Source organism: Mesorhizobium sp. WSM4837, from assembly GCF_055811435.1.
In genome coordinates, this window is record NZ_JBVVQE010000036.1 from 32,082 (window position 1) to 55,375 (window position 23,294).

At 62.5% G+C, this 23,294-nt stretch carries 22 protein-coding genes and 1 pseudogene; 7 read left to right on the forward strand and 16 right to left on the reverse strand.

Features of this window, described 5'->3' with window-relative positions:
• Positions 1 to 21: 21 nt before the first annotated feature.
• The 10 genes from AC0L3D_RS21040 to nirK all read right to left on the reverse strand — a co-directional run bounded on the left by AC0L3D_RS21040 (position 22) and on the right by nirK (position 8,466).
• Positions 22 to 747, reverse strand: a complete 726-nt coding sequence (locus AC0L3D_RS21040; protein ID WP_023798483.1) for a NapC/NirT family cytochrome c — start codon at positions 745 to 747, stop codon at positions 22 to 24.
• A 1-nt stretch (position 748) separates the two neighbouring features.
• Positions 749 to 1,246 (reverse strand): nitrate reductase cytochrome c-type subunit, encoded by a 498-nt coding sequence (locus tag AC0L3D_RS21045; protein ID WP_473478485.1) that lies wholly within the window; start codon positions 1,244 to 1,246, stop codon positions 749 to 751.
• The gene (gene napA, locus AC0L3D_RS21050; protein ID WP_473645709.1) at positions 1,219 to 3,720 is read right to left on the reverse strand and encodes a periplasmic nitrate reductase subunit alpha; all 2,502 of its coding nucleotides are present in this window, start codon (positions 3,718 to 3,720) and stop codon (positions 1,219 to 1,221) included. The genes AC0L3D_RS21045 and napA overlap by 28 nt, the downstream gene beginning before the upstream one ends.
• Positions 3,717 to 4,022, reverse strand: a complete 306-nt coding sequence (locus AC0L3D_RS21055) for a chaperone NapD (RefSeq protein ID WP_287239542.1) — start codon at positions 4,020 to 4,022, stop codon at positions 3,717 to 3,719. The genes napA and AC0L3D_RS21055 overlap by 4 nt, the downstream gene beginning before the upstream one ends.
• Before the next feature lie 4 nt (positions 4,023 to 4,026).
• Positions 4,027 to 4,224, reverse strand: a complete 198-nt coding sequence (gene napE / locus AC0L3D_RS21060) for a periplasmic nitrate reductase, NapE protein (protein ID WP_023798480.1) — start codon at positions 4,222 to 4,224, stop codon at positions 4,027 to 4,029.
• Between the two features lie 149 nt (positions 4,225 to 4,373).
• Positions 4,374 to 5,615, reverse strand: coding sequence for an NnrS family protein (locus AC0L3D_RS21065; RefSeq protein WP_473645711.1), 1,242 nt, complete (start codon positions 5,613 to 5,615; stop codon positions 4,374 to 4,376).
• Positions 5,615 to 6,028 (reverse strand): hypothetical protein, encoded by a 414-nt coding sequence (locus AC0L3D_RS21070; RefSeq protein ID WP_473645712.1) that lies wholly within the window; start codon positions 6,026 to 6,028, stop codon positions 5,615 to 5,617. Before AC0L3D_RS21070 ends, AC0L3D_RS21065 begins: the two co-directional genes overlap by 1 nt.
• Entirely contained in the window at positions 6,025 to 6,459 is a 435-nt protein-coding gene (locus AC0L3D_RS21075) for a hypothetical protein (RefSeq protein ID WP_473645714.1), read from the reverse strand. The genes AC0L3D_RS21070 and AC0L3D_RS21075 overlap by 4 nt, the downstream gene beginning before the upstream one ends.
• Positions 6,414 to 7,301, reverse strand: a complete 888-nt coding sequence (locus AC0L3D_RS21080) for an SUMF1/EgtB/PvdO family nonheme iron enzyme (RefSeq protein ID WP_473645715.1) — start codon at positions 7,299 to 7,301, stop codon at positions 6,414 to 6,416. The genes AC0L3D_RS21075 and AC0L3D_RS21080 overlap by 46 nt, the downstream gene beginning before the upstream one ends.
• A 61-nt stretch (positions 7,302 to 7,362) precedes the next feature.
• Positions 7,363 to 8,466 carry a copper-containing nitrite reductase gene (nirK, locus tag AC0L3D_RS21085; RefSeq protein WP_287282645.1) on the reverse strand — a complete coding sequence of 368 codons (1,104 nt, stop codon included), beginning with the start codon at positions 8,464 to 8,466 and terminating at the stop codon, positions 7,363 to 7,365.
• A 265-nt stretch (positions 8,467 to 8,731) separates the two neighbouring features.
• On the opposite strand from nirK, the pseudogene AC0L3D_RS21090 reads away from it, so the two are divergent.
• Positions 8,732 to 9,262 (forward strand): annotated as a pseudogene (locus AC0L3D_RS21090) (YcnI family protein).
• A gap of 51 nt (positions 9,263 to 9,313) precedes the next feature.
• On the opposite strand, the gene AC0L3D_RS21095 reads toward AC0L3D_RS21090, so the two are convergent.
• The 6 genes from AC0L3D_RS21095 to AC0L3D_RS21120 form a co-directional block, all read right to left on the reverse strand.
• Positions 9,314 to 11,098 carry a heavy metal translocating P-type ATPase gene (locus tag AC0L3D_RS21095; RefSeq protein ID WP_473645717.1) on the reverse strand — a complete coding sequence of 595 codons (1,785 nt, stop codon included), beginning with the start codon at positions 11,096 to 11,098 and terminating at the stop codon, positions 9,314 to 9,316.
• Positions 11,099 to 11,176: 78 nt separating this feature from the next.
• Positions 11,177 to 11,935, reverse strand: coding sequence for a universal stress protein (locus AC0L3D_RS21100; protein ID WP_287320353.1), 759 nt, complete (start codon positions 11,933 to 11,935; stop codon positions 11,177 to 11,179).
• A gap of 118 nt (positions 11,936 to 12,053) precedes the next feature.
• Positions 12,054 to 12,503: a universal stress protein gene (locus AC0L3D_RS21105; RefSeq protein WP_473645719.1), complete on the reverse strand. Its 450-nt coding sequence runs from the start codon at positions 12,501 to 12,503 to the stop codon at positions 12,054 to 12,056.
• A 621-nt stretch (positions 12,504 to 13,124) separates the two neighbouring features.
• The gene (locus AC0L3D_RS21110; RefSeq protein ID WP_128168242.1) at positions 13,125 to 13,463 is read right to left on the reverse strand and encodes a DUF779 domain-containing protein; all 339 of its coding nucleotides are present in this window, start codon (positions 13,461 to 13,463) and stop codon (positions 13,125 to 13,127) included.
• Positions 13,464 to 13,521: 58 nt separating this feature from the next.
• Positions 13,522 to 15,039: an aldehyde dehydrogenase gene (gene adh / locus AC0L3D_RS21115; protein ID WP_287173600.1), complete on the reverse strand. Its 1,518-nt coding sequence runs from the start codon at positions 15,037 to 15,039 to the stop codon at positions 13,522 to 13,524.
• A 147-nt stretch (positions 15,040 to 15,186) separates the two neighbouring features.
• Positions 15,187 to 16,155: a GAF domain-containing protein gene (locus AC0L3D_RS21120; protein ID WP_473645721.1), complete on the reverse strand. Its 969-nt coding sequence runs from the start codon at positions 16,153 to 16,155 to the stop codon at positions 15,187 to 15,189.
• 312 nt (positions 16,156 to 16,467) lie between these two features.
• On the opposite strand from AC0L3D_RS21120, the gene AC0L3D_RS21125 reads away from it, so the two are divergent.
• The 6 genes from AC0L3D_RS21125 (at position 16,468) to AC0L3D_RS21150 (ending at position 23,249) form a co-directional block, all read left to right on the forward strand.
• Positions 16,468 to 17,196: a Crp/Fnr family transcriptional regulator gene (locus AC0L3D_RS21125; protein WP_473645739.1), complete on the forward strand. Its 729-nt coding sequence runs from the start codon at positions 16,468 to 16,470 to the stop codon at positions 17,194 to 17,196.
• Between the two features lie 98 nt (positions 17,197 to 17,294).
• Entirely contained in the window at positions 17,295 to 18,248 is a 954-nt protein-coding gene (locus tag AC0L3D_RS21130; protein WP_128172476.1) for a LysR family transcriptional regulator, read from the forward strand.
• Positions 18,249 to 18,388: 140 nt separating this feature from the next.
• Entirely contained in the window at positions 18,389 to 19,402 is a 1,014-nt protein-coding gene (locus AC0L3D_RS21135; protein ID WP_473645740.1) for an amino acid ABC transporter substrate-binding protein, read from the forward strand.
• Between the two features lie 172 nt (positions 19,403 to 19,574).
• The gene (locus tag AC0L3D_RS21140) at positions 19,575 to 20,762 is read left to right on the forward strand and encodes an amino acid ABC transporter permease (protein WP_473645722.1); all 1,188 of its coding nucleotides are present in this window, start codon (positions 19,575 to 19,577) and stop codon (positions 20,760 to 20,762) included.
• A gap of 57 nt (positions 20,763 to 20,819) precedes the next feature.
• The gene (locus tag AC0L3D_RS21145; protein WP_473645742.1) at positions 20,820 to 21,905 is read left to right on the forward strand and encodes an amino acid ABC transporter permease; all 1,086 of its coding nucleotides are present in this window, start codon (positions 20,820 to 20,822) and stop codon (positions 21,903 to 21,905) included.
• 165 nt (positions 21,906 to 22,070) lie between these two features.
• Positions 22,071 to 23,249, forward strand: coding sequence for a MalY/PatB family protein (locus AC0L3D_RS21150; RefSeq protein ID WP_473645724.1), 1,179 nt, complete (start codon positions 22,071 to 22,073; stop codon positions 23,247 to 23,249).
• Positions 23,250 to 23,294: the final 45 nt, after the last annotated feature.

Below are 23,294 nucleotides of genomic sequence, written 5' to 3' on the forward strand. Positions count from 1 at the left end.
GAGCGGTGTACCGCCACCCGATCATCTGGAAGGCGCGCCGTCGTCCAAGCTCCACATCATTCCGTGCGGGGACCGCGCAGTCCTTTCCAGGCGATCGAATACAGAAGCCGCCGGCAGTTCCTCGCCCTCAAATTCGGGGGGAACTTTCCAGCCGGGATCGACGCCTTCCATGTTCGGCAGCTCGTGGGCTATGCCTTTGTGGCAGTCGATGCAGGTAGCCTCGCCAGACAGGAGGTAGCGTGTGTGGATCGTTGCCGCGCGTTCGGTTTGCTTGGACAAGTCCATCGCCACCGAGGAATGACAGTTGCGGCATTCGAGACTGTCGTTCGCTTTCAGTCGGGCCCATTCGTGCTCAGCCAGTTCACGCCTGTATTCGAGGAACTTCCTGCGGGTGTTGATGGTGCCGAAGATCTTGCCCCAGACCTCTTTGGAAGCCTGCATTTTCCTGGCGATCTTGTCGGTCCATTCGTGCGGGACGTGACAGTCCGGGCACGAGGCCCTCACTCCTGAACGGTTCGAGAAGTGGACGGTGCGCGTGAGCTCCTCGTAAACGTTCGTCTCCATCTCATGGCAGGAGATGCAAAACTGCTCGGTGTTGGTCAGTTCCAGGGCGGTGTTGAACGCACCCCAGAACATCACACCGCCGACAAAGCCGCCGAGCGTCAGGAAGCCCAGGCTGAGCGTCGCGGCGGGCGTCGCCAATATGCGCCAGGCCCATAAGGCGGCGGCCTTGAGCCGTGACCACATGCTACTCATCTCCCGCGTGGCCGACGCCCAGCTTGCTCATGTCGGTGAACGTGTTGCCGACGAGCGGCGCGGTGTCGGCCTGCGGCACATGACAGGCGGTGCAGAAATAGCGTCGGGGTGAGACGTCGGCCAACATCTGGCCCTCGCGGGTGATGTAATGCGTGACGCTGATCATCGGTGCGCCCGACCCTTGCGTGAACTCGCGCTTGTGGCACGACAGGCAGCGGTTCGTGTTAACCGAAAGCTGGTAGCCCTCGATCGAGTGCGGGATGACGGGCGGCTGGTCGGGATAGGCGCGCATCTTTCTGATATCGTCGACTGTCCACTTGGGCGTCGGATCAGCCGGAAGTTCGTCCATGGGCTGCGCTGCCCCGGTAAGCGGCGGGACAATCTCGGCCGACATTTGCGCCAACGCCGCAGTGCCGACGGCGAACAGGCCTGCGGCGACAAGTGCGACGCGCGCGCGGCGCGTCAGACGGGCATGACCTTGACCGCGCATTTCTTGAAATCCGTCTGTTTGGAGATGGGATCAGTGGCGTCGAGCGTCACCTTGTTGATGAGCTTGCTGGCGTCGAACCAGGGCACGAACACCACGCCGCGCGGCATGCGGTTACGCCCCCGGGTTTCGACCCTGAGCCTGATCTCGCCACGCCGTGAAACGACCCGGACCTCGGCTCCCTGGTTGATGCCGCGCCGTCGCGCGTCGTCGGCGTTCATGAAGCAGACCGCGCCGGGGAACGCCCTGTAGAGCTCCGGCACCCGCATCGTCATCGATCCCGAATGCCAATGCTCGAGGACGCGTCCAGTTACCAGCCAGACGTCGTATTCCTCGTCAGGGGATTCCGCCGGAGGCTCGTAAGGCACGGCGAGGATCACTGCCTTGCCGTCTGGCTTGCCATAGAATTTTATGCCTTCGCCCGGCTTCACATAGGGGTCGAGGCCTTCGCGATAGCGCCACTTCGTCTCCTTGCCGTCGACGACGGGCCAGCGCAGGCCACGCACCTCGTGATAGACGTCGTAAGGCGCGAGATCGTGGCCATGACCGCGGCCGAATTCGGCATACTCCTCGAACAAGCCCTTCTGCAGGTAGAAGCCGAATTCGCGCGATTCCCTGTTTTCATACTCGGCGTCGAGTTCTCCTAATGGGAAGCGGTCGACCATGCCGTTCCTGAACAGCACGTCGAACAGCGTCTTGCCCTTGTAGTCAGGATTGGCATTCAGGAGGTCGGCCGGCCAGACGTCTTCGGTGGTAAAACGTTTCGAGAATTCGACCAACTGCCAAAGATCGGAGCGCGCCTCGCCGGGCGCATCCACGAGTTGGTGCCAGACATGAGTGCGGCGCTCGGCATTGCCGTATGCTCCTTCCTTTTCCACCCACATCGCCGCCGGCAGGATCACGTCCGCCGAGAGCGCGGTAACGGTCGGATAGGCATCGGACACGACAATGAAGTTGTCAGGGTTGCGGTAGCCCGGATAGGTCTCGTTCGAATTGTTCGGTGCGGCCTGAACGTTGTTGTTGACCTGGACCCAGTAGAAGTTGAGCTTGCCGTCCTTCAGCATGCGGTCTTGCTGGACGGCATGGAAGCCGGGCTTCTCCGGCAGGAGGCCGTGCGGCAGACGCCATATCTCCTCGGCGTGCTTTCGGTGCTCGGGGTTGGTCACAACCATGTCGGCGGGGAGGCGGTGGGCGAAGGTGCCGACCTCGCGCGCGGTGCCGCAGGCCGACGGTTGGCCGGTGAGCGAAAACGGGCTGTTGCCAGGCTCCGAGATTTTGCCAGTCAACAGGTGGATATTGTAGACCATCTGGTTGGCCCACACGCCGCGGACGTGCTGGTTGAAGCCCATGGTCCACAGCGACATCACCTTCACGTCGGGGTTGGCATAGAGCTCCGCCAGTTCCTCGAGGAACTCGGGCTCGACGCCAGACAGTTCCGAGACCATCTCGAGCGTGTAGTCCGAGATCATCGTCTTGAACGCGTCGAAGTCGATTGGCTCCGTTTTTCCGGGATCCGCCGCACCCTTGGCAGCCATCTCTACGGGATTGTCCGGCCGCAGCCCGTAGCCGATGTCGGTGGCCCCGCTCATGAACACAGTGTGGTCGCGCACGAACGTTTCGTTGACCCGCCCGGACAGGATGATGTGGTTGGCGATGTAATTCAGGATCGCCAGATCCGTGCCCGGCTTGAACACAATCGGGATGTCAGCAAGGTCCATCGACCGGTGCGTGAAGGTCGACAAAACCGCGCAGCGCACATGGGGATGGCCGAGCCGGCGGTCCGCCACCCGTGTCCACAGGATTGGGTGCATCTCGGCCATGTTCGAGCCCCACAGCACGAAGGCGTCGGCGTGCTCGAAATCGTCGTAGCAGCCCATCGGCTCGTCCATGCCGAATGTGCGCATGAAGGCGACGGCGGCCGAGGCCATGCAATGTCGGGCGTTGGGATCGAGATTGTTCGAACGGAAGCCGGCGCGCATCAGCTTGGTTGCGGCGTAACCCTCGAAGACGGTCCATTGGCCGGAGCCGAACATGCCGACCGCTTCGGGACCTTTCTCCCGGAGCACGGCCTTGCACTTCTGCGCCATCAGGTCGAGGGCCTCGTCCCAGGAGACGGGCTCGAACTCGCCGTCCTTGTCGTAGGCGCCGCCGCGCTTGCGCATCAACGGCCTTGTCAGGCGATCCTCGCCATACATGATCTTGGAGAGAAAATAGCCCTTGACGCAGTTCAGGCCGCGGTTGACCTCGGCCTGCATGTCACCGTGTGTCGCGACAACACGTCCGTCTTTCACGCCGACCATCACGCCGCACCCGGTGCCGCAGAAGCGGCAGGGAGCCTTGGACCACTTGATCTCCAGTGCTTCGACGCCACCGGGAACGGGCTGCGCCGCGGCCGGGAGAACGATCCCGGCCGACGCTGCCGCGAGCGACGCCGCGTGCGCCTTCAGCAGATCACGACGGTTGATGGATGACGTCATTTGCTTTCGTCCTCCCGTCCCTCGATATGCTCGAAGACCATGTTGGCGGCGATCACGCCGTCCATCATCGAGATAGTGGTCAGGGTCTCGCCGAGCATGCCGCTGCCTGGACCCTCGATCGTGACGACGATCCGGCTGCCTTCGCCGGCGTGAATCTCCACGCCAGGCATTTCCGCCAGTCGCCTGCTCAATTCTTCCCTTCGCGCCGGCAGCACGACGACGACGGCGCTCGAAATATGATGCCGAGCCTGAAATCCACCCTTGAGAAGGGATCTGCGGGTGATAGCAGGATTTTCGCGCATTGCTTCACCCTCCCGGAGGGCCGGGCGGCCCGAACACGATCTGATACATCCAGACCAGGAAGCCGTAGCCACCGACGACGCCGACAGCGACGATGGGCCAGATGCCGAAAGCGAGTGCGAGAAAGGCCAGCAACTCTCGTCGCCTCGTCTTCGAACGCGAAGGTCCGGGGTCGGAAAGGGCCTGGGGGCTGTCCTGGGTCATGACCACTCCATGTGCCTTGGACTTGGCCAGATACTGTGAAGCGTCAGACCGCTGAAGGCTATCGTCTTAAGTGGCTTTTTCAATACCTTTTTTCTGAGGCTCCAACGTCTCGAACTATGCCGGCCGAAGGCTCGGAGTATCCGCCCATCTCAAGCGCTGGCCCTGCGCCCCCACAGGACAGGCGCATAGCGAATGGCGAACAGCAGGAAGGCGGCACTCCACAGCGCCCCGCCGCAGATGAGTAAATGGGCGTAGCAGTCTCCCGCCAACGGCGCCGCGACCCGCAGGACAGCTCCCGTTGTAACCGCTATGTAGGCTGCGAGCACGGTCCGGTCCGCGACGATCTCCCGTCCAGTGTGGCCGAGGCTGGCGCGGGTCATGACGGCGAGCGTCATCGTGCCGATCGCGCCGGCTGTCAGCGCGTGCAGGGCGGCGCTTTCCGGTAGCCCTGAAAACAGCATGGAGCCACCGAGCAGCAATAGTGCGAAGCCGAGCCAGGCGTAGCCGACATGGAGGATCAGCACGATTGGCTCGCGCGTGGTGTGCCGGCCTTGCCAGCGCGCCAGACGCGCGGCCAGAAGCCCACCGGAGAGACCGAGCATGCCCCCTGCGGCAGCGGAATCCGGAACGGCCACCCAGGCAGCCGCGCCAACGGCGGTCGTCGCCAGCGCCCCCTTGTCCAGGGCGCCGAAGCTTGCTGGAAGGCGCGTCCCGCCATTCTTGACAAGCCAGTTCCGGGTGAAACTTGGAACGATGCGGCCACCGACAAGGGCAAGCAGCACAGCGATCGCGCCCAGTGCCAGCCGCACGCCCAAGCCATGCGGAACGAACCCGAGATTGGCTGCGTGGTCCAGCGCGTTGGCCAGCCCGAACAGCGTGATCATGACAGCCACGGGCGCGTTCTTCCAGTTGCGCCCTGCCACCACCTCGCGCCAGACCGCAAAGCCAAGCATGGCCGGGAACGAAATATCAACGACGACGGCAGCGACCGGGCCGGGGGCGGCGGCACAAGCTATGCGCCCGGCCAGCCACAGTGTCACCAGGCCCGCGAGGGGCCAGCCGCTCAGCGGCAACCGGCCCGTCCAGTTCGGGATTGCGGTGAGCACGAAGCCGGCCAGGACGGCCTGCAGATAGCCGAACAGCATTTCGTGGGCGTGCCAGTGCAGGCCGGGGAAGGGGCCGGGCAAAGCATGGCCGGAAAAATAGGTCCAAAGCCAGGCCGGGATCGCCGCGCCGGCGTGGAGCGCGGCGAGGAAGAAGAACGGCCTGAATCCATACTGGAGGATCGGCGGCATGGAGGACACCCGCCCCCGGCCGTCACGGGAAACGTAGCCGGACTTGCGCAGCGAGCGCAGCACGGACCTGTCGGTTAGCGTGGTAGCGGCTGACATCAGCTGTTTCCTCCGCCTGCCGCCTGTCTTGCGGCCTTCACCCCGAACGCCGCGAATTCGGAGACGTCTTGAAACAGATCCGCGATCTCGTGGAACGCGGAGCGATCAGGCTCGTCGGGCATGAGTTCGTCCAGTTCCCCGAGAAGCGCGAGGACGAGCACGATGGCGTCTCGCATGCTTCTGGCGTGCGCGAGCCCGCCGGCGCGCCGGACCAGATCGTCTTCCGAGCCGACACGATCCAGCTTGCCGTTCGCGGCCTTGGCGCATTCGCGTTCGAGCGCTGCGTCGGCTACTCCTTGACGAACGCGTTCGACCAGCGACGGCCGCGTCAGGGATTCGATCGGGAGTGTCGGTCGTCGCGCAGTATCGGTACCCATTGGTGTAGTCTCCTTGGGGCGACGGCGTTTCTTCATTCCTCAATCGCCTTCCTGGCCGCACTCTCTCCAAGCGCCGCGATCTCGGAGATCTCGCGGAATATATCTGCGATGTCGCTCGCGACGGCCTGCTTGGGCTCGCGAGGCGCCAACTCGAATATCTCATCGAGAAGCGCCAATGCGATGTCGATCGCGTCGCGCATCCGCTTCGCTTCAGCGAAGTTTTTGGCGGGACTCGGCGCATGATCCACCGTTCCCGTTCGATCGGACGCGGTGTCGTTGATTTCAGTTGCAACACCGTCACGCCCCACCTCGGCGAGGCGGCGCAGCAACTCCGCGGCAAAGGAACTTTCGCCCCTGTTGGCAAGTTCCAGCAACCGCGACGAGGCTGCCGCAAGCATTCTCGACGCGTCTGATTTCTGTGTCACGATTGGGAACTTTCCCTGGAGAAGAGCGCGCTGATCCAGCATGCAGGCCCGCAAAAGGGCTCATCGCGAACAAGCCGAAATCCCAGATTCTCCGGTGGCGTGCCCACGGCGCATCCGCCACTCCTGCCGTCTCGAACGAAATTGGACATGTAGGCCCGGTGCCGTCCCTCGAGCACGTGTACGCCGCAGTTCTCGACGACGGTCTCGGGCAGGCCGCTCTTGGCCTCGAGCGTGACGCGGCTGTAGCAGCTCGAAGTCCATTCCCAGACGTTGCTGCCGAAATCCTCGACGCCGAGAGTGTTGACGCCGTAGTGGCCGCCGGGCTTCGGCTCTGGATCCGCGGGGCGCCTGGCCGCGGCTTCCTCCTTGTATCGCCGTATCCAGCGCACCGCGGGATTTTGGGGGTCGTCCGCCGTTGCGGAGAAGGATTCGCCACCAAAACGTTCGCCGGCCGCCGCGGCTGCCTCGAGCGCGGTCGGAAGCCGCCAGGATTCGCCAGTGGCCTCAGAATACCAGCGAGCATATGTGTCGGCGTCCGTCCAGTTGACCCCGGTGACCGGAACGTCTGCCTGAGAAGGTCGTGCGTCGGCCGCCATGCAGGCGCCTGCGGCAACGCAGCGATCGTACTCGGCGAGGCTGACCTGCCGCGTCATCATCCGGAAGCCGGCGACCATGATAGGCTTGGCGGGAGCCGCTGCAGGAACACCGCCTGACTGGAATTCGCCCGGTGCCGGAAAGTCCACGATCCTTTCCCCGATCTCGACGGTTGCCGCGACCGGAACTGACCGTTCGTGTTCCAGCGGCGCATGCAATCCGACGGCGAGCGCCGGCACGACCAGCGCGGCGACGGTGCCGAAAGCTGCTTCCAGCATGGTGACGGGCATCGAAATACTCCATGGGAACGTGGCCCGGATCCCCCTTGGTCCGGGCCGCCAGCCTGATCGGTCAGTGAGTCGGGATCGGTCCGGGAGCCTCGACCTGCTTCATCAGGTCGTCGCTCCATTCGCCCTCGACGACGAAGTGGGCCGTCGCTCCGAGTTCGACCGCTTCGATCAGGTTGTGGTTGACGTAGGCGTAGACGCCCGGCTGGAGGAAGGTGTAGAGCGCGGCTCCCGCCGATCCGCCGCGGATGAACCAGGTCTCCAGGTCCTTGGCGGGCGGGTTGGCGAATTTGCCCTCTTCCCAGACGTAGTCGCCATGGCCGCCGATCAGGTGGGGCCGGGTGTCGCGGTTGGCCTGCGAGTGGACGATCAGGACCGTCTCGCCGACCTTTGTCTTCATGGCGTTGTCGCCCGTCAGGGCGCCCTTGGCGCCGTTGAAAACGACATGGGACGGGACGAGACGTTTCATCACCTCCAGCGTGTCGGCGTAGCTGTCGCCGTGGCTCTCGTAGGACTTGAAGTTGCCGTCCTCGTCGCGCGGCACGTAGAAGTCGTTCTCGCCGATGTAGAAGACCTTGTCGTAGGTGAGCGGCTCGCCCTTCTCGTTCTTCAGGCCGTTGCGGGGCAGGATCATGATCGTCCCGCTCATGCCGGACACGACGTGCCACGGGATCATCGGGCCTTCGGGCGCGCAGTGGTAGACGAAGGTTCCGGTTCGGGTTGCCTTGAAACGCAGCTTCACCTGTTCCCCGGGATTGATGAGCGTGAGGGCTCCGCCGCCGAGCGCGCCGGTGGCGGCGTGGAAGTCGATGTTGTGGGGCATCGAGTTGCTGCCGGGGTTGACCAGGTTCAACTCGACGTAATCGCCTTCATGGACGACCATCATCGGGCCGGGGATCGAGCCGTTGAAGGTCATGCCCTGCAGCACGGTGCCTTCGTCATCGATAGTGACGGGCTTTTCCTCGATGGTCATCGTGAACTCGACCACCTTCGGACCGCTCTTGGCCACCTGTTCGTGCGCATGCACGAAGGGCGGTGCGACGAGTGTGACCTGCTCGCGCGGCAGCGCGGCGATCTCGGTCTCGTTCGCGAAAGCGGTCATTGAAGGCATCGCGGCCAGCATGGCGGCGGCCGCTGCTCCCATCAGTGCCCGGCGACGCGTGAACATCTCGGTTCTCCTTGTGATCCATCGTTGTCGATGAGCGACTTCTACGCCCGCCATGACAGAGGAGTTTGTCCTGGAACAAACTCCCGATGGATTTTCGGGGGAGCGACCTGAAGGCGTATCTGCGGAGTTTGCTGCAGCGCAAATAGCTGACGGCCAACGCGGCTATGCAGTGGCTCCATAAGCGTGCGGAACAACCCGTCGCGCAACTCGAGTGTCATTCGACCTGGAGAGGTCATTCGACCTGGAGAAGAAAGGAGACAGTCAGATGTACAGGCCTCTTATAGTTGCGGCGGTCGCTGCGATCGTGGCCGGATCCGGCCCATGCGCATGTTTCGTTCGAAAACGCCCAGGCTGCCGTCGGCACGACCTACAAGGCGGTTCTAAGGATTCCGCACGGTTGCGACGGCAAGGCCACGGACGAGGTCCGGGTCCGGATCCCGGAAGGCGTTATCGCGGTCAAGCCGATGCCCAAGGCCGGATGGACGATCGAAAGACGGTGACGGGGTACAAGGCAGAGTACGATCTGCACGGCAAGAAGGTGGCCGAAGGCGTTACCGAGCTATCCTGGAGCGGCGGAAGCGTGGCGGACGACGAGTACGATGATGAGTTCGTCTTCAGGGCGACTCTCGACGCAAGCCTCCCGGCGGGCGAAACGATCTATTTCCCGGTGATCCAGGTCTGCGGCACGGACAGGGCAGAATGGACCCAGGCTGCGGCCGAGGGCCAGACAGCTCATGACCTGGAGCGACCGGCGCCCGGTCTGGAACTGCTTCACAGCGAACACGCGGGGCACTGAAACGCCTGAACGCGGGAAATCTGGGGCCGAGTGGCTCAGGAGTCCGGAACATCACCGGAGGGCACGCAGGGCGTTGAGGATCACCGCTACGTCTATGCCCTCCTGCACGAGTGCGCCAGCCACAGGCGGGAGATAGCCGAGCGCAGCCACAGCCATCCCGACGACGGAGAGGCCGAGGCCGGCGACCACGCTTTGCGTTGCGATTTGGCGGGTCCGATGCGCGACCTCTACCGCGGACGCCAGGCTGTCGATGCGGTCGACGAGAATGACGACTCCGGCGCTTTCCGACGAGGCGGCGGAGCCGCGCGCGCCCAACGCCACGCCCACGTCGGCGCTCGCCAACGCGGGAGCGTCATTCACGCCGTCTCCAGCCATGAGCACGGGAGCGCGCATGCGTTCCCTGGTCACGACTTCGACCTTCTGCGCCGGATCCAGTTCGCCATCCGCCTTGGCTATCCCGAGCCGGGCAGCCACGGCGTCGACCACATCCTGGCGATCGCCGGAGGCGATCACGACGCGGTCGATCCCAGCCTTCTCCAGCGCCCGGAGCATGGCGGGCGCCTCCGGCCTGATCGCGTCAGCCATGGCGATGATCCCGGCCAGGACGCCGTCTACGCCGACGGCCACCACGGCGCTTCCCCAGGGAAGACCTTCCCGCAACCCATGGGGATCGCCCTGCGTGATCGCGTCCCTGACGAAGCGGCTGCCGCCGGTAACCAGCCTGCGTCTTTCGACAATCCCTTTGATTCCGGTTCCGGCGACCTCGCTGACGTCCGTCGGCGCAGAGAGCGGGAGCCCCTTCCGGCGTGCGTCCGCCACCAGCGCCGCTGCCGTGACGTGGCCGGACGCCTGGTCGAGCGAGGCGGCGAGCCGCAGGACCTCGTCAGGTAACCAGGTCCCGACGGTGCGTACGTCGACCACCTCGGCTTGGCCGAACGTCAGGGTTCCGGTTTTGTCGAGGATAACCGTCTTGACCTTCGCAAGGGTCTCGAGAGCCCCGCCGTCCTTGACGAGAACGCCGAGCTTGGCGGCGCGCGACATGCCGGAGATGATGGCGACGGGCAGGGCGAGGATGAGCGGGCACGGCGTTGCGACCACCAACACAGCCAGCACTCTGACAGGGTCGCCGGAGATGGCCCAGGCAGTTCCTGCCGCCAAGACCGTCAGCAGCAGGAACCAGACCGCGTAGCGATCCGCCGCACGCACGCTGGGAGGCTTGCCTTCCTGTGCCTTGGTTACAAGCCGGACGATGTTGGCGTAGGTGCTTTCGGCCGCGGGTCTGTCCGCAAGGAGATCGAAGGCATCGCCAGCATTGGTTGCTCCGCTCAGGACTTCGTCACCCAGCAACTTCGTGCGTGGCAGGCTCTCTCCAGTCAAGGCGGACTCGTCCAGGACGGCAGAAGGTGAGGCAAGGCTGCCGTCGACGGGGATCACTTCGCCGCGGCGAACGAGGAGCCGGTCGCCTGGAACGATAGCCTGGATGAGGACTTCGTCGAGCCCGTCATTGCCGTACCGCATGGCGCTGTGGGCCACGCGACCGAGTAGGGCGGTCATCTCCCTGCGTGCGCGGCCGGCCGCATAGCCTTCGAGAAACTGGCCACCCGCGTACATCAGCGCGACGACGTTGCCCGCTAGCATCTCGCCGAACGCGAGCGCGGCCGACATCGATAGCGCGGCGACCAGGTCAAGCCCGACTTCGCCGCGCGACAGACTGCGGACGATCTCGACGGCGAGGGCCGCCAGCACCAACGCGGTCGCGACGGCCCACGGCCAGGGATGCCAGCCTGCGCCGGACGCCCATCCAGTAATGCCGACCATGAGTCCGCTGAGCGCCACGCCGAGGAGCACTCCTCTCAACGAGAGAATCGGCCACCGCGCATCAGGCAAGGTAAGCATCCATCATCAGCAGGGCGGTCAATGCGAAAGCAGCACTGGCATCCTCAGGTCCGCCAAGACGCCTTCGGTCGCGCCGCCGAGAACGAAATCCCTGAGCCGTGAGTGACCGTAGCCTCCCATCACCAGCAGATCCGAACCTAGGCCGGCAGCGTGGCGCTGCAGGGTTTCTGCAATCGGGCAGTCCTCCGCGCGCACTGCCGAGAAGGTGGCTTTCAGCCCGGCTTCGCGCAGACTTCCCGCGAGCCGCTCCCCCGCATCTGCCTCGTCGATTGACTTTTCGTCTGTGACGGTGACAACCTTGATCTCCACGGCGCGCTCCAGAACAAACCTGGCGTCTGACACGGCGCGGGCTGCGACGCGCGTGCCATCCCATGCGATCGACACCCGGCTAAAACTGGCGGGCGGCGCCTGATCGGGCAGAAGGATCGTCGGGCGGCCGGAGCTGAAGACAACGGCCTCCGCCAAAGCGCGGATACCGGGGTTGTCGGAGTTCCACCCGACAAGCGCCATGTCGAAATAGCGGGCATGGCGAGCGGCCGCCTCGCCAAGCAGCGCGACCTGCGTCCTCTCCACGGAAGTCGTCAGATTCAGGCTTCTGGCTTCCGCCTCAACCCTGGCCGCGGCCAGCAGTTCCGCGCCGTTGCTCGCGCTGAGTTTCTCGGCGTTGCGGATCATTTCCGGCAGATTCATGAGCATGCGGGAGAACGCGTTCGAAACCTCTGGAATGTCAGCTTCTAGCACCAGCGCGTGGAGGTCCGCGCCAAGCAGATCCGTCACCGCCGCAGCATTGGCTACGACTGCCGTCGTGTGGGGTTCCGGATAGGTGAGTAGGGGCACAAGAGCGCGAAGCTTCATTCGATGTAGTCCTTCAGGACAGGAATTTCCTCCATCCCGCTCAGCGTACGACGAGCACTGGAACGGGGCTATGGGCCAGCACTTCCGAGGTCTGGCTGCCCAGCAGCAGGCGCCCGAGGCCGCGCCGGCCGTGCGAGGCCATGACGATCAGGCTGCATTCTTGGGCCTTCGCCGCGCCGACGATGGCTTCCGCTGGCCTCGCGTCGGGCACGTGCAGCACGTCCGCGCTGACGCCGATCCTGGCGGCCGATTCCCGCACCGTCGCCAGGAGTTTCTCCGCAGCCTTCTTCTGCCCCTCTTCATACCCCGAGATATCCCCGGGAAGCGGGACCCAGCCGCCGCCGGCCGCGCTCGCATGGAAGGGGAAAGGCTCGGTGACCGTGATGACGGTCACCTTCGCGTCGAGGCTCTTGGCAAGCGAAAGCCCATGGTCGACGCCCCTCTGCGCGACGTCGGAGCCGTCCGTCGAAATCAGGATGTGCTTGTACATTGCCTTCTTGTCCTCTGTTGCCTGTTCCGCCCAAGGAACGCTCGCGCTTGGCGCGTCCAGTCCACAGACACGCCGGGACGAGGCCTTGGCCTGAACTCTACCTTTGGGCCTTCTTTTCAGCTTGATCGAGATCAAAGCGGCCCAATCTGCGCAGAAGCGTAGGTGTCGCATATCGGCGCGTATAGCAGACCCGAATAACAATACTCGTGTTCAACGCTGGCCGTGAGCCCCTCAAAATCGGGTTCTCCGGATCGATGGGAAGATCAACGCGTTCATACGATCGTTTCGCGACGGGCGTTGCGATTTACCGCCTCCACCACGGCACGCCGGACGAGTGCGGGATGGCATGCTGCGGCGATATCGGTGATGCGCTCGAGTAGAACCGGAGGTGCTCAAGCGGTTGAGCTTGGCCGCCTGCCAGAGGACAGCCGCTTTCGACGAGCCGTTTTATCGCGTTGCTGCCTTGGCAGGCGAGGGTTCAAGAATTACGCTTCTCGCTATCGAGGCGTCCGACGCCGGCCGGGCTTCGTGCTTTTGTCGATTTCGTGAAGCAACGGCGCAGACATGAACCAGCTTGAGGGCGCGAGGGCGCGCCAGATAGACGTCCGCTGATACTCGAAATCAGATCCCCATGTGGCACACCGTGGACCGCGTCAGGAACCGTCTCTCGCGGCCGTTATCGAGTGAGAACATGCCACCGCGTCCGGGCACAACATCGATGACGAGGTCGGTATGCTTCCACGCGTCGTATTGCGCCGCGCCGATGTAAAACGGCGCGCCGCCGATCTCGCCGAGCAATATGTCGCTGTCCCCCAGAGCGAAATCACCCACGGGGTAGCACATTGGCGAGGAACCGTCGCAGCAGCCGCCCGACTGGTGGAACAGCACCGGCCCATGCTCGGCGATGATCATAGCCAGGAGCTCCAGCGCCGCTGGCGTGGCGCTCACCTTGTCGTGCATTCCATCCTCCCTCCGGAAAGCGAAGCGCGGGAACGTCCCGCGCCCCGTGAGGCAGTCCTCAGAAGAAGCCGAGCTTCTTCGGGCTGTAGCTGACCAGCATGTTCTTGGTCTGCTGGTAGTGGTCGAGCATCATCTTGTGGGTCTCGCGGCCGATGCCGGACTGCTTGTAGCCGCCAAACGCCGCGTGCGCCGGGTAGGCGTGGTAGCAGTTGGTCCAGACGCGGCCCGCCTGGATCGCCCGCCCGAAGCGGTAGAGCCGGTTGGCGTCGCGACTCCAGATGCCGGCGCCGAGGCCGTAGAGCGTGTCGTTGGCGATCGACAACGCCTCGTCGTCGTCCTTGAAGGTTGTCACCGAAACCACCGGCCCGAAGATCTCCTCCTGGAAGATGCGCATTTTGTTGTGGCCCTTGAACACTGTCGGCTTGACATAATAGCCGCCGGCGAGATCGCCCGGCAGCTCGTTGCGCGCGCCGCCGGTGAGCACTTCGGCGCCCTCCTGCTTGCCGATGTCGATGTAGGACAGGATCTTCTCGAGCTGCTCGGACGAGGCCTGCGCGCCGATCATCGTCGCCGGATCCAGCGGGTCGCCCTGGACGATCGCCTCGACGCGCTTCAGCGCCCGCTCCATGAAGCGGTCGTAGATCTTTTCGTGGATCAGCGCCCGGCTCGGGCAGGTACAAACCTCGCCCTGGTTGAGTGCGAACATGACGAAACCCTCGATCGCCTTGTCGAAGAAATCGTCGTCCTCGGCGGTGACGTCCTGGAAGAAGATGTTGGGCGACTTGCCGCCGAGTTCGAGCGTTACCGGGATAAGGTTCTGGCTGGCGTACTGCATGATCAGCCGGCCAGTGGTCGTCTCGCCTGTGAAAGCGATCTTGGCGATCCGGTTCGAGGAGGCGAGCGGCTTGCCTGCCTCGAGGCCGAAGCCGTTGACGATGTTGAGCACGCCCGGCGGCAGCAGGTCGCCGATGAGGTCCGCCCAGAGCATGATCGCCGCCGGGGTCTGCTCTGCGGGTTTCAGAACCACGCAGTTGCCTGCCGCGATCGCGGGGGCCAGTTTCCATACCGCCATGAGCAGCGGGAAGTTCCACGGGATGATCTGGCCCACGACGCCCAATGGTTCGTGGAAGTGATAGGCAACGGTGTCGTGGTCGATCTCGGAGAGGCTGCCCTCCTGGGCGCGGATCGCGCCGGCGAAGTAGCGGAAGTGATCGATGGCCAGCGGCAGATCGGCGGCGGTCGTTTCACGGATCGGCTTGCCGTTGTCCCAGGTCTCGGCGCGCGCGAGGAGATCGAGGTTCTCCTCCATGCGATCAGCAATGCGATTGAGAATCAAGGCGCGCTCGGCCGGGCTGGTGCGGCCCCATGCGTCCTTGGCCGCATGGGCCGCGTCGAGCGCGGCCTCGATGTCCTTGGAGTCGGAACGGGTGACTTCGCAGAGAAGCTGACCGTTTACCGGCGAGAAGTTCTCGAAATACTTGCCGGAAAGCGGCTCGGTCCATTTGCCGCCAATGAAATTGCCATAACGCTTGTCGAAGGGCGCCTTGACGGAGCGTGAGAATTCAACCTTGTTCATGATATACCTCCCGAAACAACGCCGCGGGATGCGGCGCTTCGGTGGAAAGACTTGCCGCATCTGCCCGCTCGCTGTCACGATGGTGAGAACAGTGGACCCGCAGGAGGTGTCGCAGAACTGCGACAGTCGTGCCGGGATTCGAAAAGATCAGTGCGATCTATGGAGATCGAGGCGGTTGAGCTTCCGGTGGAGCGTCGCACGGCTGATCCCAAGCGCCGCGGCCGCGGCCGAGACATTTCCATCTGTCCGGGCCAGCACCCGTTGCAGAGCCCCGCGCTCCGCCTCGGCGAGGACTTCGGTGACCTTCCTCGCCCCGCCAAGCAGATCGGCCGCGGGGAGCGGCTTCCGAAGGCTCTTTTGCGTGATCCCCAGCGCCAATCGCGCTATGCGGGTCGCGCCGACCACAAGGTCGTCCGCATCGACCGCGATCAGTCCGCCCGAACCTTTGTCGGTTATTGGCGCGAGCAGAATGCGCGCCTTCGGGAATGCCATCTTGAAGTTCTCCGCCTCGATGCGTCGTGCGGCGTCGACCACAGCCACCGAAATAAGATTGGCGAAGGCTTCGGTTAGATCTGCCCGGCAGGAAGACACGTCGAGGGCGGCGACGAGGTCTCCTTCGTGATCGTAGATGGGCGCGGTGATGCAGCTGAGGGCTGTGTTGCGCGTGTGAAAATGCTGGTCGCGATGGATCGTCAGCACGCGCTGCTCGACAAGACAGGTGCCGATGCCGTTGGTGCCCTCGCTCTCCTCGTTCCAGACCGAGCCTGTCCACAACCCCCAGTTGTGAAACGTCTCGTCATCCGCAGGTGCACCGCGTCGTTCGATCGGCACGCCCTCTTGGTCGGCGAGAAGCACGCAGCATCCAACACCTCCCACCGCCAGGTAGAGTCTGTCGAGGCTTGATTGGGCAGCTCGGATAAGCGGTTCGATCCGTTGCCTGGCGTCGATAAATTCGGCCTGGGTCAGGTATCGCGGCGGTTTGGGATCGGTTGGATCGAGCTTATGCAAATTGGATGAGCGTCGCCATGAAGCGACCAGCGCCGACTTCGCCGCGGCATCTGAAATGATTGCGGCCTGTATCCGATCGGCATGATGACCGGCTAGAGCCTCGCCCATGCTATCCTCCCAAATCCCGACTCTTTCCTTTCAGTTCCTGGATCAGGCCTTTCAGTTCCTGGATCAGGTACGTGTTACGTCGGGGTTGCGTTGGCAGCGCTATCTCCGCTTCGATCGAACCCTCTGTCAATTGCCCAGAAGAACCAGGCGCCTCCCTTGCGCCAGCGTTATCCGGCAACGGCCGGAGCTCTCTTGACATGGATCAAACGTGCGGACGAGTTTCTGGATCGGCTGCGTCTGCGGCAATATGCGAACCTTGTGTACGCCACGCTGGCATTCGGCGCCGGAGTGTCCGATATTCACGACAGCGCCATGGACACGAACCGCAAGGACATACACAACTCCGACATTCCTGTGCTTTGCCGGAGCTGCGAGGCTCGGCACAAGGGAATGTGCGGCGTGCTCGATTCGGCCGAGCTTGTTGCGCTTTCTCGTCACACGCGCCTGGCGCGGCATTCTGCCGGAGAGGAACTCGCCGCGGAGGGCATGCCTGTCGAGTCCTATGCGAATGTAATGCGAGGCGTAGTCAAGCTGACCAAGGTGCTGGAAGACGGACGCCAGCAGATCGTCGGCCTGCAGTTCGCCCCGGATTTCCTCGGGCGACTTTTCGCGCCGGACAGTGCCGTAACTGCCGAAGCTGCGTCCGACATCGATCTCTGCCGCGTGTCGAAGAGTGGTCTGGAACGGTTGATTGCGGCGAATCCCAAGCTGGAGCGTCGGCTAATGGAGCAGACGCTCAGGGAACTCGATGAAGCCCGCGAATGGATGGTCACGCTGGGGAGAAAGACAGCTGCCGAGAAGGTCGCCAGCTTCCTTTATCTCATCGCCACGCACCTCGATCCCTCAGCGGACAGCGAACAGAAGGACCGCAAGTTTCTTCTGCCTCTCACGCGCGGTGACATTGCCGATTTCCTCGGGCTGACGATCGAGACCGTCTCGCGTCAATTGTCCAGGCTCCGTGCGGAGAAAGTCATTGCAATCAGCGCAGTGAACCAGGTCGATGTGCCCGATCTCGAGCGGCTCAGGAAACGTTGTGGCTGAACGGATGGACCAGCGCCAGAAGCGGAACGAGGATTTCCTTTTCGAACGCCACGTCGACGTTCTCGCCTCATGATGAAAAACCAAGGCCTGTTCGGCTCATGAGTTTCGATGACCTCGACCTGAATTTGCTGCGCGTGTTCGACGTCATGATGCGCGAAAGAAGCGTCACGCGTACGGCATGCGAATTGGGAAGAACGCAATCTGCGATCAGCCATTCCTTATCCAGGCTGCGGCACCTTTTCGGCGACAGGCTGTTCACGCGCGATGGAGGCGTTATGAGGCCAACGCCGCGGGCGGTCGAGCTTCTGCCAGACATTTCGGCCGGATTGGCAACGATTCGAGCCTCGATTGATCGCCATCAAACTTTCGATCCCGCAACCACGCGGCGGAACTTTCGTGTCGGCCTCACCGACTACCATGCGATGATAATCATACCACGTCTTCTGCGGGAGTTTTCCAGGCAGGCGCCCGGTGCCACGTTGAATATTATTCCAGCGAACGGGCTCGATATCCCGTCCTCGGTTCATCTTCGACAGATCGACTGTGCATTGACTGGAGCAGTGATCAAGGATGACCCAAGCCTGTTGAAGATCGAACTGGGCCAGGATCGTCTCTTCTGCGCAGTTTGGAGCGGCAGCCAAATCGCAAGTTCGGCGATGTCATTGGAGACATACCTGTCAGCGTCTCACTTGCAGGTTTCCGCCGATGGTGTTTCCAGCGGACTTGCGGATGCCGCGCTCAAGGAGCTTGGTTTGCGGCGGAACGTGGTCGCGACGATATCGAATTATCTGGCACTTCCGTGGGTCTTGCGAGGCACCGAACTTGTTGCTCATTGTGGTGACGGAATCCTCCAAATCCTTGATAAAGCGAGTGAAGTGACTCTCCTTTCGCCGCCCCTGCCGATCCCAAATGTGAGCGCGTGGTTGCTCCTTCATCCGCAGATGGCCACGGACCCAGGGACGATTTGGCTCAAAGAAGTTCTCTCAAACATCTACTCTGAGTCACAGATTAAAAAGAGAGAAATTGTTTCTGAGAGAGAACAGAAGAAATAAACAGGAGACACACGGCTGAAATCATTACGAGTGCAGCCATTGTATGAGCAGACCTCATAGTTGTCATGACGAGAATGAATTTGACCAATAATGAGGCCTGCGCAACCTTGGTGCTCCACAAAAAAATAAGGGGAACCAAGATGCAAGCAATTCTCAAGGGTCTGGTCGGAGCAGCGGTAGGGCTCGTTGTATCCAACGCGTCCGCCGCGACGATCGAAAATGTCAAGAAGAACGGAGTTCTGACCTGCGGAACCAACTCAGCGACAGCCGGATTCAGCCTTCCGGACAATGAGGGCAAATGGACCGGGTTCGTGGTCGACTATTGTCGCGCTGTTGCAGCAGCGGTTCTGGGCGATGCGCAGAAGGTAAGGTTCATTCCGCTTACGCCGAAGGACCGGTTCACCGCGCTTCAGTCGGGCGAGATCGATATACTCGCACATAACGCAACCTGGACGTCATCCCGCGACACGTCTCTCGGAATACTTTTTGCGGGCACGTATTTCTACGATGGCCAGGGCTTCATGGTCCGCAAAGCGGAGAACATCGGTTCGGCCAAAGATCTGGATGGCGCGTCCATCTGCGTCACTCAGGGCACGACGACCGAGTTGAATCTCGCCGATTACTTCCGGTCGCATTCGATGACATACTCGACCGTCGGGTTTGCCGATGAAGAAGCCGTGGTAAAGGCCTACGACGAAGGTCGCTGCGACGTCCTCTCGGCCGACACGTCCACCTTGAATGCGTCACGCCAGCGCATGGCGAAGGCCGACGACAGCGTCGTGCTTCCCGAACTTATCTCCAAGGAGCCACTTGGGCCCGCCGTGCGGCAGGGCGATGATCATTGGCTCAACGTGGCCAAATGGGCGCTCCTTGTCATGGTCGCTGCCGAAGAATTGGGAGTAACCTCTGAGAATGTCGATGAAATGAAGGCGTCGGACAACCCGAACATTCGCCGGCTGCTCGGAGCGGAGGGCAGCCTCGGAAAGGATCTCGGGCTTGGCGATAGCTGGTCCGTGGACGTTATCAAGCAGGTTGGCAACTATGGCGAAGTGTTCGATCGCAATATCGGCAAGGCCTCGCCGCTCAAGATGGAGCGCGGCCTGAACGCGCTTTGGAACGAGGGCGGTCTCCAGTACGCCCCGCCGATCCGCTAGGCTGGGTCGGTCACGAGCCGCCGGCGATTGCGCCGGCGTCTTAAAGCGCGTCGGCGTTGAATGGAGTCATGCGACACGCTTTAAGTTCTTGTTTATGCATGTCGTTATCGCAAAACCGCTGCGCACTTTTGCGCGACATGCATTAGTTCTGCACCAACACAGGAACAGGGTCATGTCCGATGTGCTGCTCGCCGCGCCCTCGCGCAGGAGCTTGTCCCTGCACGACGCCAAGGTCCGGGGCCTCATCTATCAACTTTTGCTAGCGGGCAGCCTGCTGGCATTGGCCGTGGGCATTGCCGTTCAGACTGCGTCGAACATGAGGGCACGCGGGATTCCGCTGTCTTTCGGCTTCTGGAACGAGGCCGCCGGCTTCGACATCAATCAGACGCTGATCCCCTACGACACGCTCTCCACCTACGGCCAAGCGTTCTGGGTGGGTGTGGTCAACACCCTCTACGTTAGCTTGCTTGGGATCGTGTTGGCCACAGTCTTGGGCTTTGTCGTCGGCATTGCCCGTCTGTCACCGAACTGGATCGTTTCAAAGGTCGCGGCTTCGTACGTCGAGATCATACGCAACATCCCGTTATTGCTGCAGCTTTTGTTCTGGTACAATGCAGTCCTGAAAGCGCTGCCTGCGCCGAGGGCGTCGATCGAACTCCCCGGCCGCATCTATCTGAACAATCGCGGTCTCATCATTCCGGAAATCCAGCTCTACGCAGGAGCAGGTACCGTGGGACTTGCGTTCCTGGCGGCCAGCATCTTCTGCGTCGCTTTTTCGTCCTACGCCAGGCGCGCACAGAACCGCACCGGAAAGCAGCTGCCCGTGCTGTGGGTCAGCCTCGGTGCCTTGATTGGACTGCCTCTGACCGTCTTCCTCCTGGCCGGCTCGCCGGTGTCGTTCGTGACGCCAGAGTTGAAGGGGTTCAATTACCGGGGTGGACACCAGCTTTATCCGGAGTTCGCCGCTCTTCTGATCGGTCTGTCCGTCTATACCGCTTCCTTTATCGCGGAAATTGTCCGCAGCGGAATCCAGGCTGTGCCGAAAGGCCAAACCGAAGCTGCCCATGCGCTCGGGCTTGCGCCGGGCAAAACGCTTCGCCTGGTCATCGTTCCGCAGGCACTGCGCATCATCATACCGCCCCTGACCAGCCAGTACCTGAATCTCACGAAGAATTCCTCACTCGCCGTGTTTATCGGCTACCCCGACCTCGTTCAGATTTTCGCGGGGACGGTGCTCAACCAAACCGGCGCCGCCGTCCAGGTGATGGCGATCACGCTGTCGGTCTATCTCGCGATCTCCCTCGTCATGTCGATGGCCATGAACGCTTTCAATCAACGTTTCGCGATTGTCGAGAGGTGATGAATGAGCGGCCAGTCCCTGCATCCGCCCCTCGTTGGCGCTCCGCTTCTGCCCCCTATGGCACCGCCTTCTGGAATCCGGCCGAGCCCGGCGACCTGGATCAGAAAGAACCTGTTCTCGACACCGTTCTCCGGCGTGCTCACGATCTGCTTCACAGTTCTCGCCGCATGGCTTTTGCATCAATTCGTGAGTTTTGCAGTCCTGGATGCAGTCTGGGCCGGCGGACAGGAAGAATGCCGCGCCAACCCTGACGGCGCCTGTTGGCCGTTCATCGTCGAGAAATTCGACTATCTCCGGTACGGAGCCTACCCGTTGCCCGAACGCTGGCGGGTGGACCTGACGCTGGCAATCGGCGCCGTGCTGATCGTCTGGCTGCTGTGGAAACGGGCGCCGCGGCGCAACGTGGCGGCGTTGCTGTTCTTTGTTGCCTACCCGGTCGTCGCCTTCGCGTTGTTGCGCGGTGTCGCGTCGCTCGATCTGCCGGTCATCGATACTGTCTTGTGGGGAGGTCTGCTTATCACGCTGCTCATGTCGATCGTGGGCATCGTCTTCTCGCTGCCGCTCGGTGTGCTTCTCGCGCTTGGCCGACGATCGGAGCTTCCCTTCGTCAGGGCAGTGTGTGTGATCTTCATCGAGGTCGTCAGGGGCGTGCCGTTCATCACGGTGCTGTTCATGGCGAATTTCATGATGCCGCTCTTCGTCCCCGACTATCTGACGCCTGATCGGCTGCTGCGTCCGCTGATTGCGATAGCGCTGTTCTCGTCCGCCTACATGGCCGAGGTGGTGCGCGCCGGCCTTCAAGCGATCCCCAAGGGGCAATATGAGGCGGCAAAGGCGCTCGGCGTCAGCTACTTCACCATGATCCGTCTGATCATCCTGCCGCAGGCGCTCACTATCGTTATCCCAGGCATCGTCTCTACCTTCATCGGGCTGTTCAAGGACACGACGCTGGTAGCGATCGTCGGCATTGCGGACTTCCTGAGAGCCGTCGAAACGGCGCGAGTCGACCCGAACTGGGCTGGGCCGACGATCTCTTCGACCGGCTATCTCTTCGCCGGGCTGGTCTACTGGATCTTCTGCTTCGGAATGTCCCGTTACTCGCACTCGATGGAGCGCGCGTTGGCGCGCGGCCACAAGAGCTAGGAAGCGGAATATGCGACAGGCAGTTTCAGCAGCGAGGCACGTGGCGCAAATCCTCAAATAGCCCGCCAAAAGTTCGAGCAGCCGCGAGCGGCGAAAACCATACCGGAAACCAAGCAATGGCTTGTGCATGCATCGCAACCGACGGTTGCGGAAAGAAATGTTGGAATGATCGACTTCGACAGTATCTATGATCGCCACCAGTTTGGGTCAGTCAAATGGGCCAATCAGTGGGACGAATTCTCGCCTCGGGTCGAGGGCGAAGATCTGCTTTCGCTGTGGACCGCGGACATGGATTTTCGCGCGCCTGAAACCGTCATCGCGCGGCTGCGGGAAGCGGCGGACCATGGAATCTATGGCTATACCCGCCGCGACCCCCGTCACTACGAGATTGTGCAATCATGGTTCGCGCGTCGGCACGGCTGGTCGCCGGCACTGGAATCGCTGCTGCCGGCGCCTGCGATCATGCCGTCGGTAGCCGCGATGCTTCGGACCTTCACGAAGCCCGGGGACGGGGTGATTGTGCAGTCTCCCATTTACTCGCCCTATTTCGAAGTGATTCAGGGGAACGGCAGGAAGCTGCTGGTCAACAGGCTAAGGTTGCAGGATAACCGATATGAACTCGACCTGGAGAACTTCGCGAAACTGGCAGCCGGCGCCAAGGCCTTCCTGTTGTGTAATCCGCACAATCCAGCTGGAAAGGTGTGGACGCGCCAGGAATTGACGGCGCTGAACGATATCTGCGAGCGCTACGGCATCCTTGTCATATCTGATGACATCCATTGCGATATCAGATTGTCGGATCGCCCACACATCGTCTTCTCGTCCCTCTCGGAGGATGCCGCGGAAAAGTCATTCATCTGCACGGCTCCAACGAAGACCTTCAATCTGGCCGGCGTGCCCTCCGCAACCGTGTCGGTGGCCAACAAGCAGCGGCGCGAGGCGCTTCTGGCCACCATGCAGGCATCGTTCATGGTCAATGCCAACTTCTTTGGACGGCTGGCGCTAGAGGTCGCCTACAGCACCGGCGCGCCGTGGCTGGATCAGCTGACGCGCTACATCGGCGGTAATGTCGATTTCGTCCTCAAGTTCGCCGAGGATCGCCTGCCGGGCATCACACCGATGCGGCCGGACGCTTCCTTCCTGGTGTGGCTGGATGCGCGCAGGCTCGATCGGAAGGTCGGAGGCGTTCAACGGTTTTTCGTCGACCGAGCCGGAGTCAATTTGTACGACGGGCGCGTCTATGGACCCGGCGGTGAAGGCTTCATTCGCCTCAATGTCGGTTGCCCTCGTCCGCTGTTGCGGAGAGGGCTCGAACGCATGTCCAGGGCGCTGGAGTCGTTGTGAGAGCGTTGACGGTACCGGAGCGGCCCTGCGGCATCGGCGACAGCG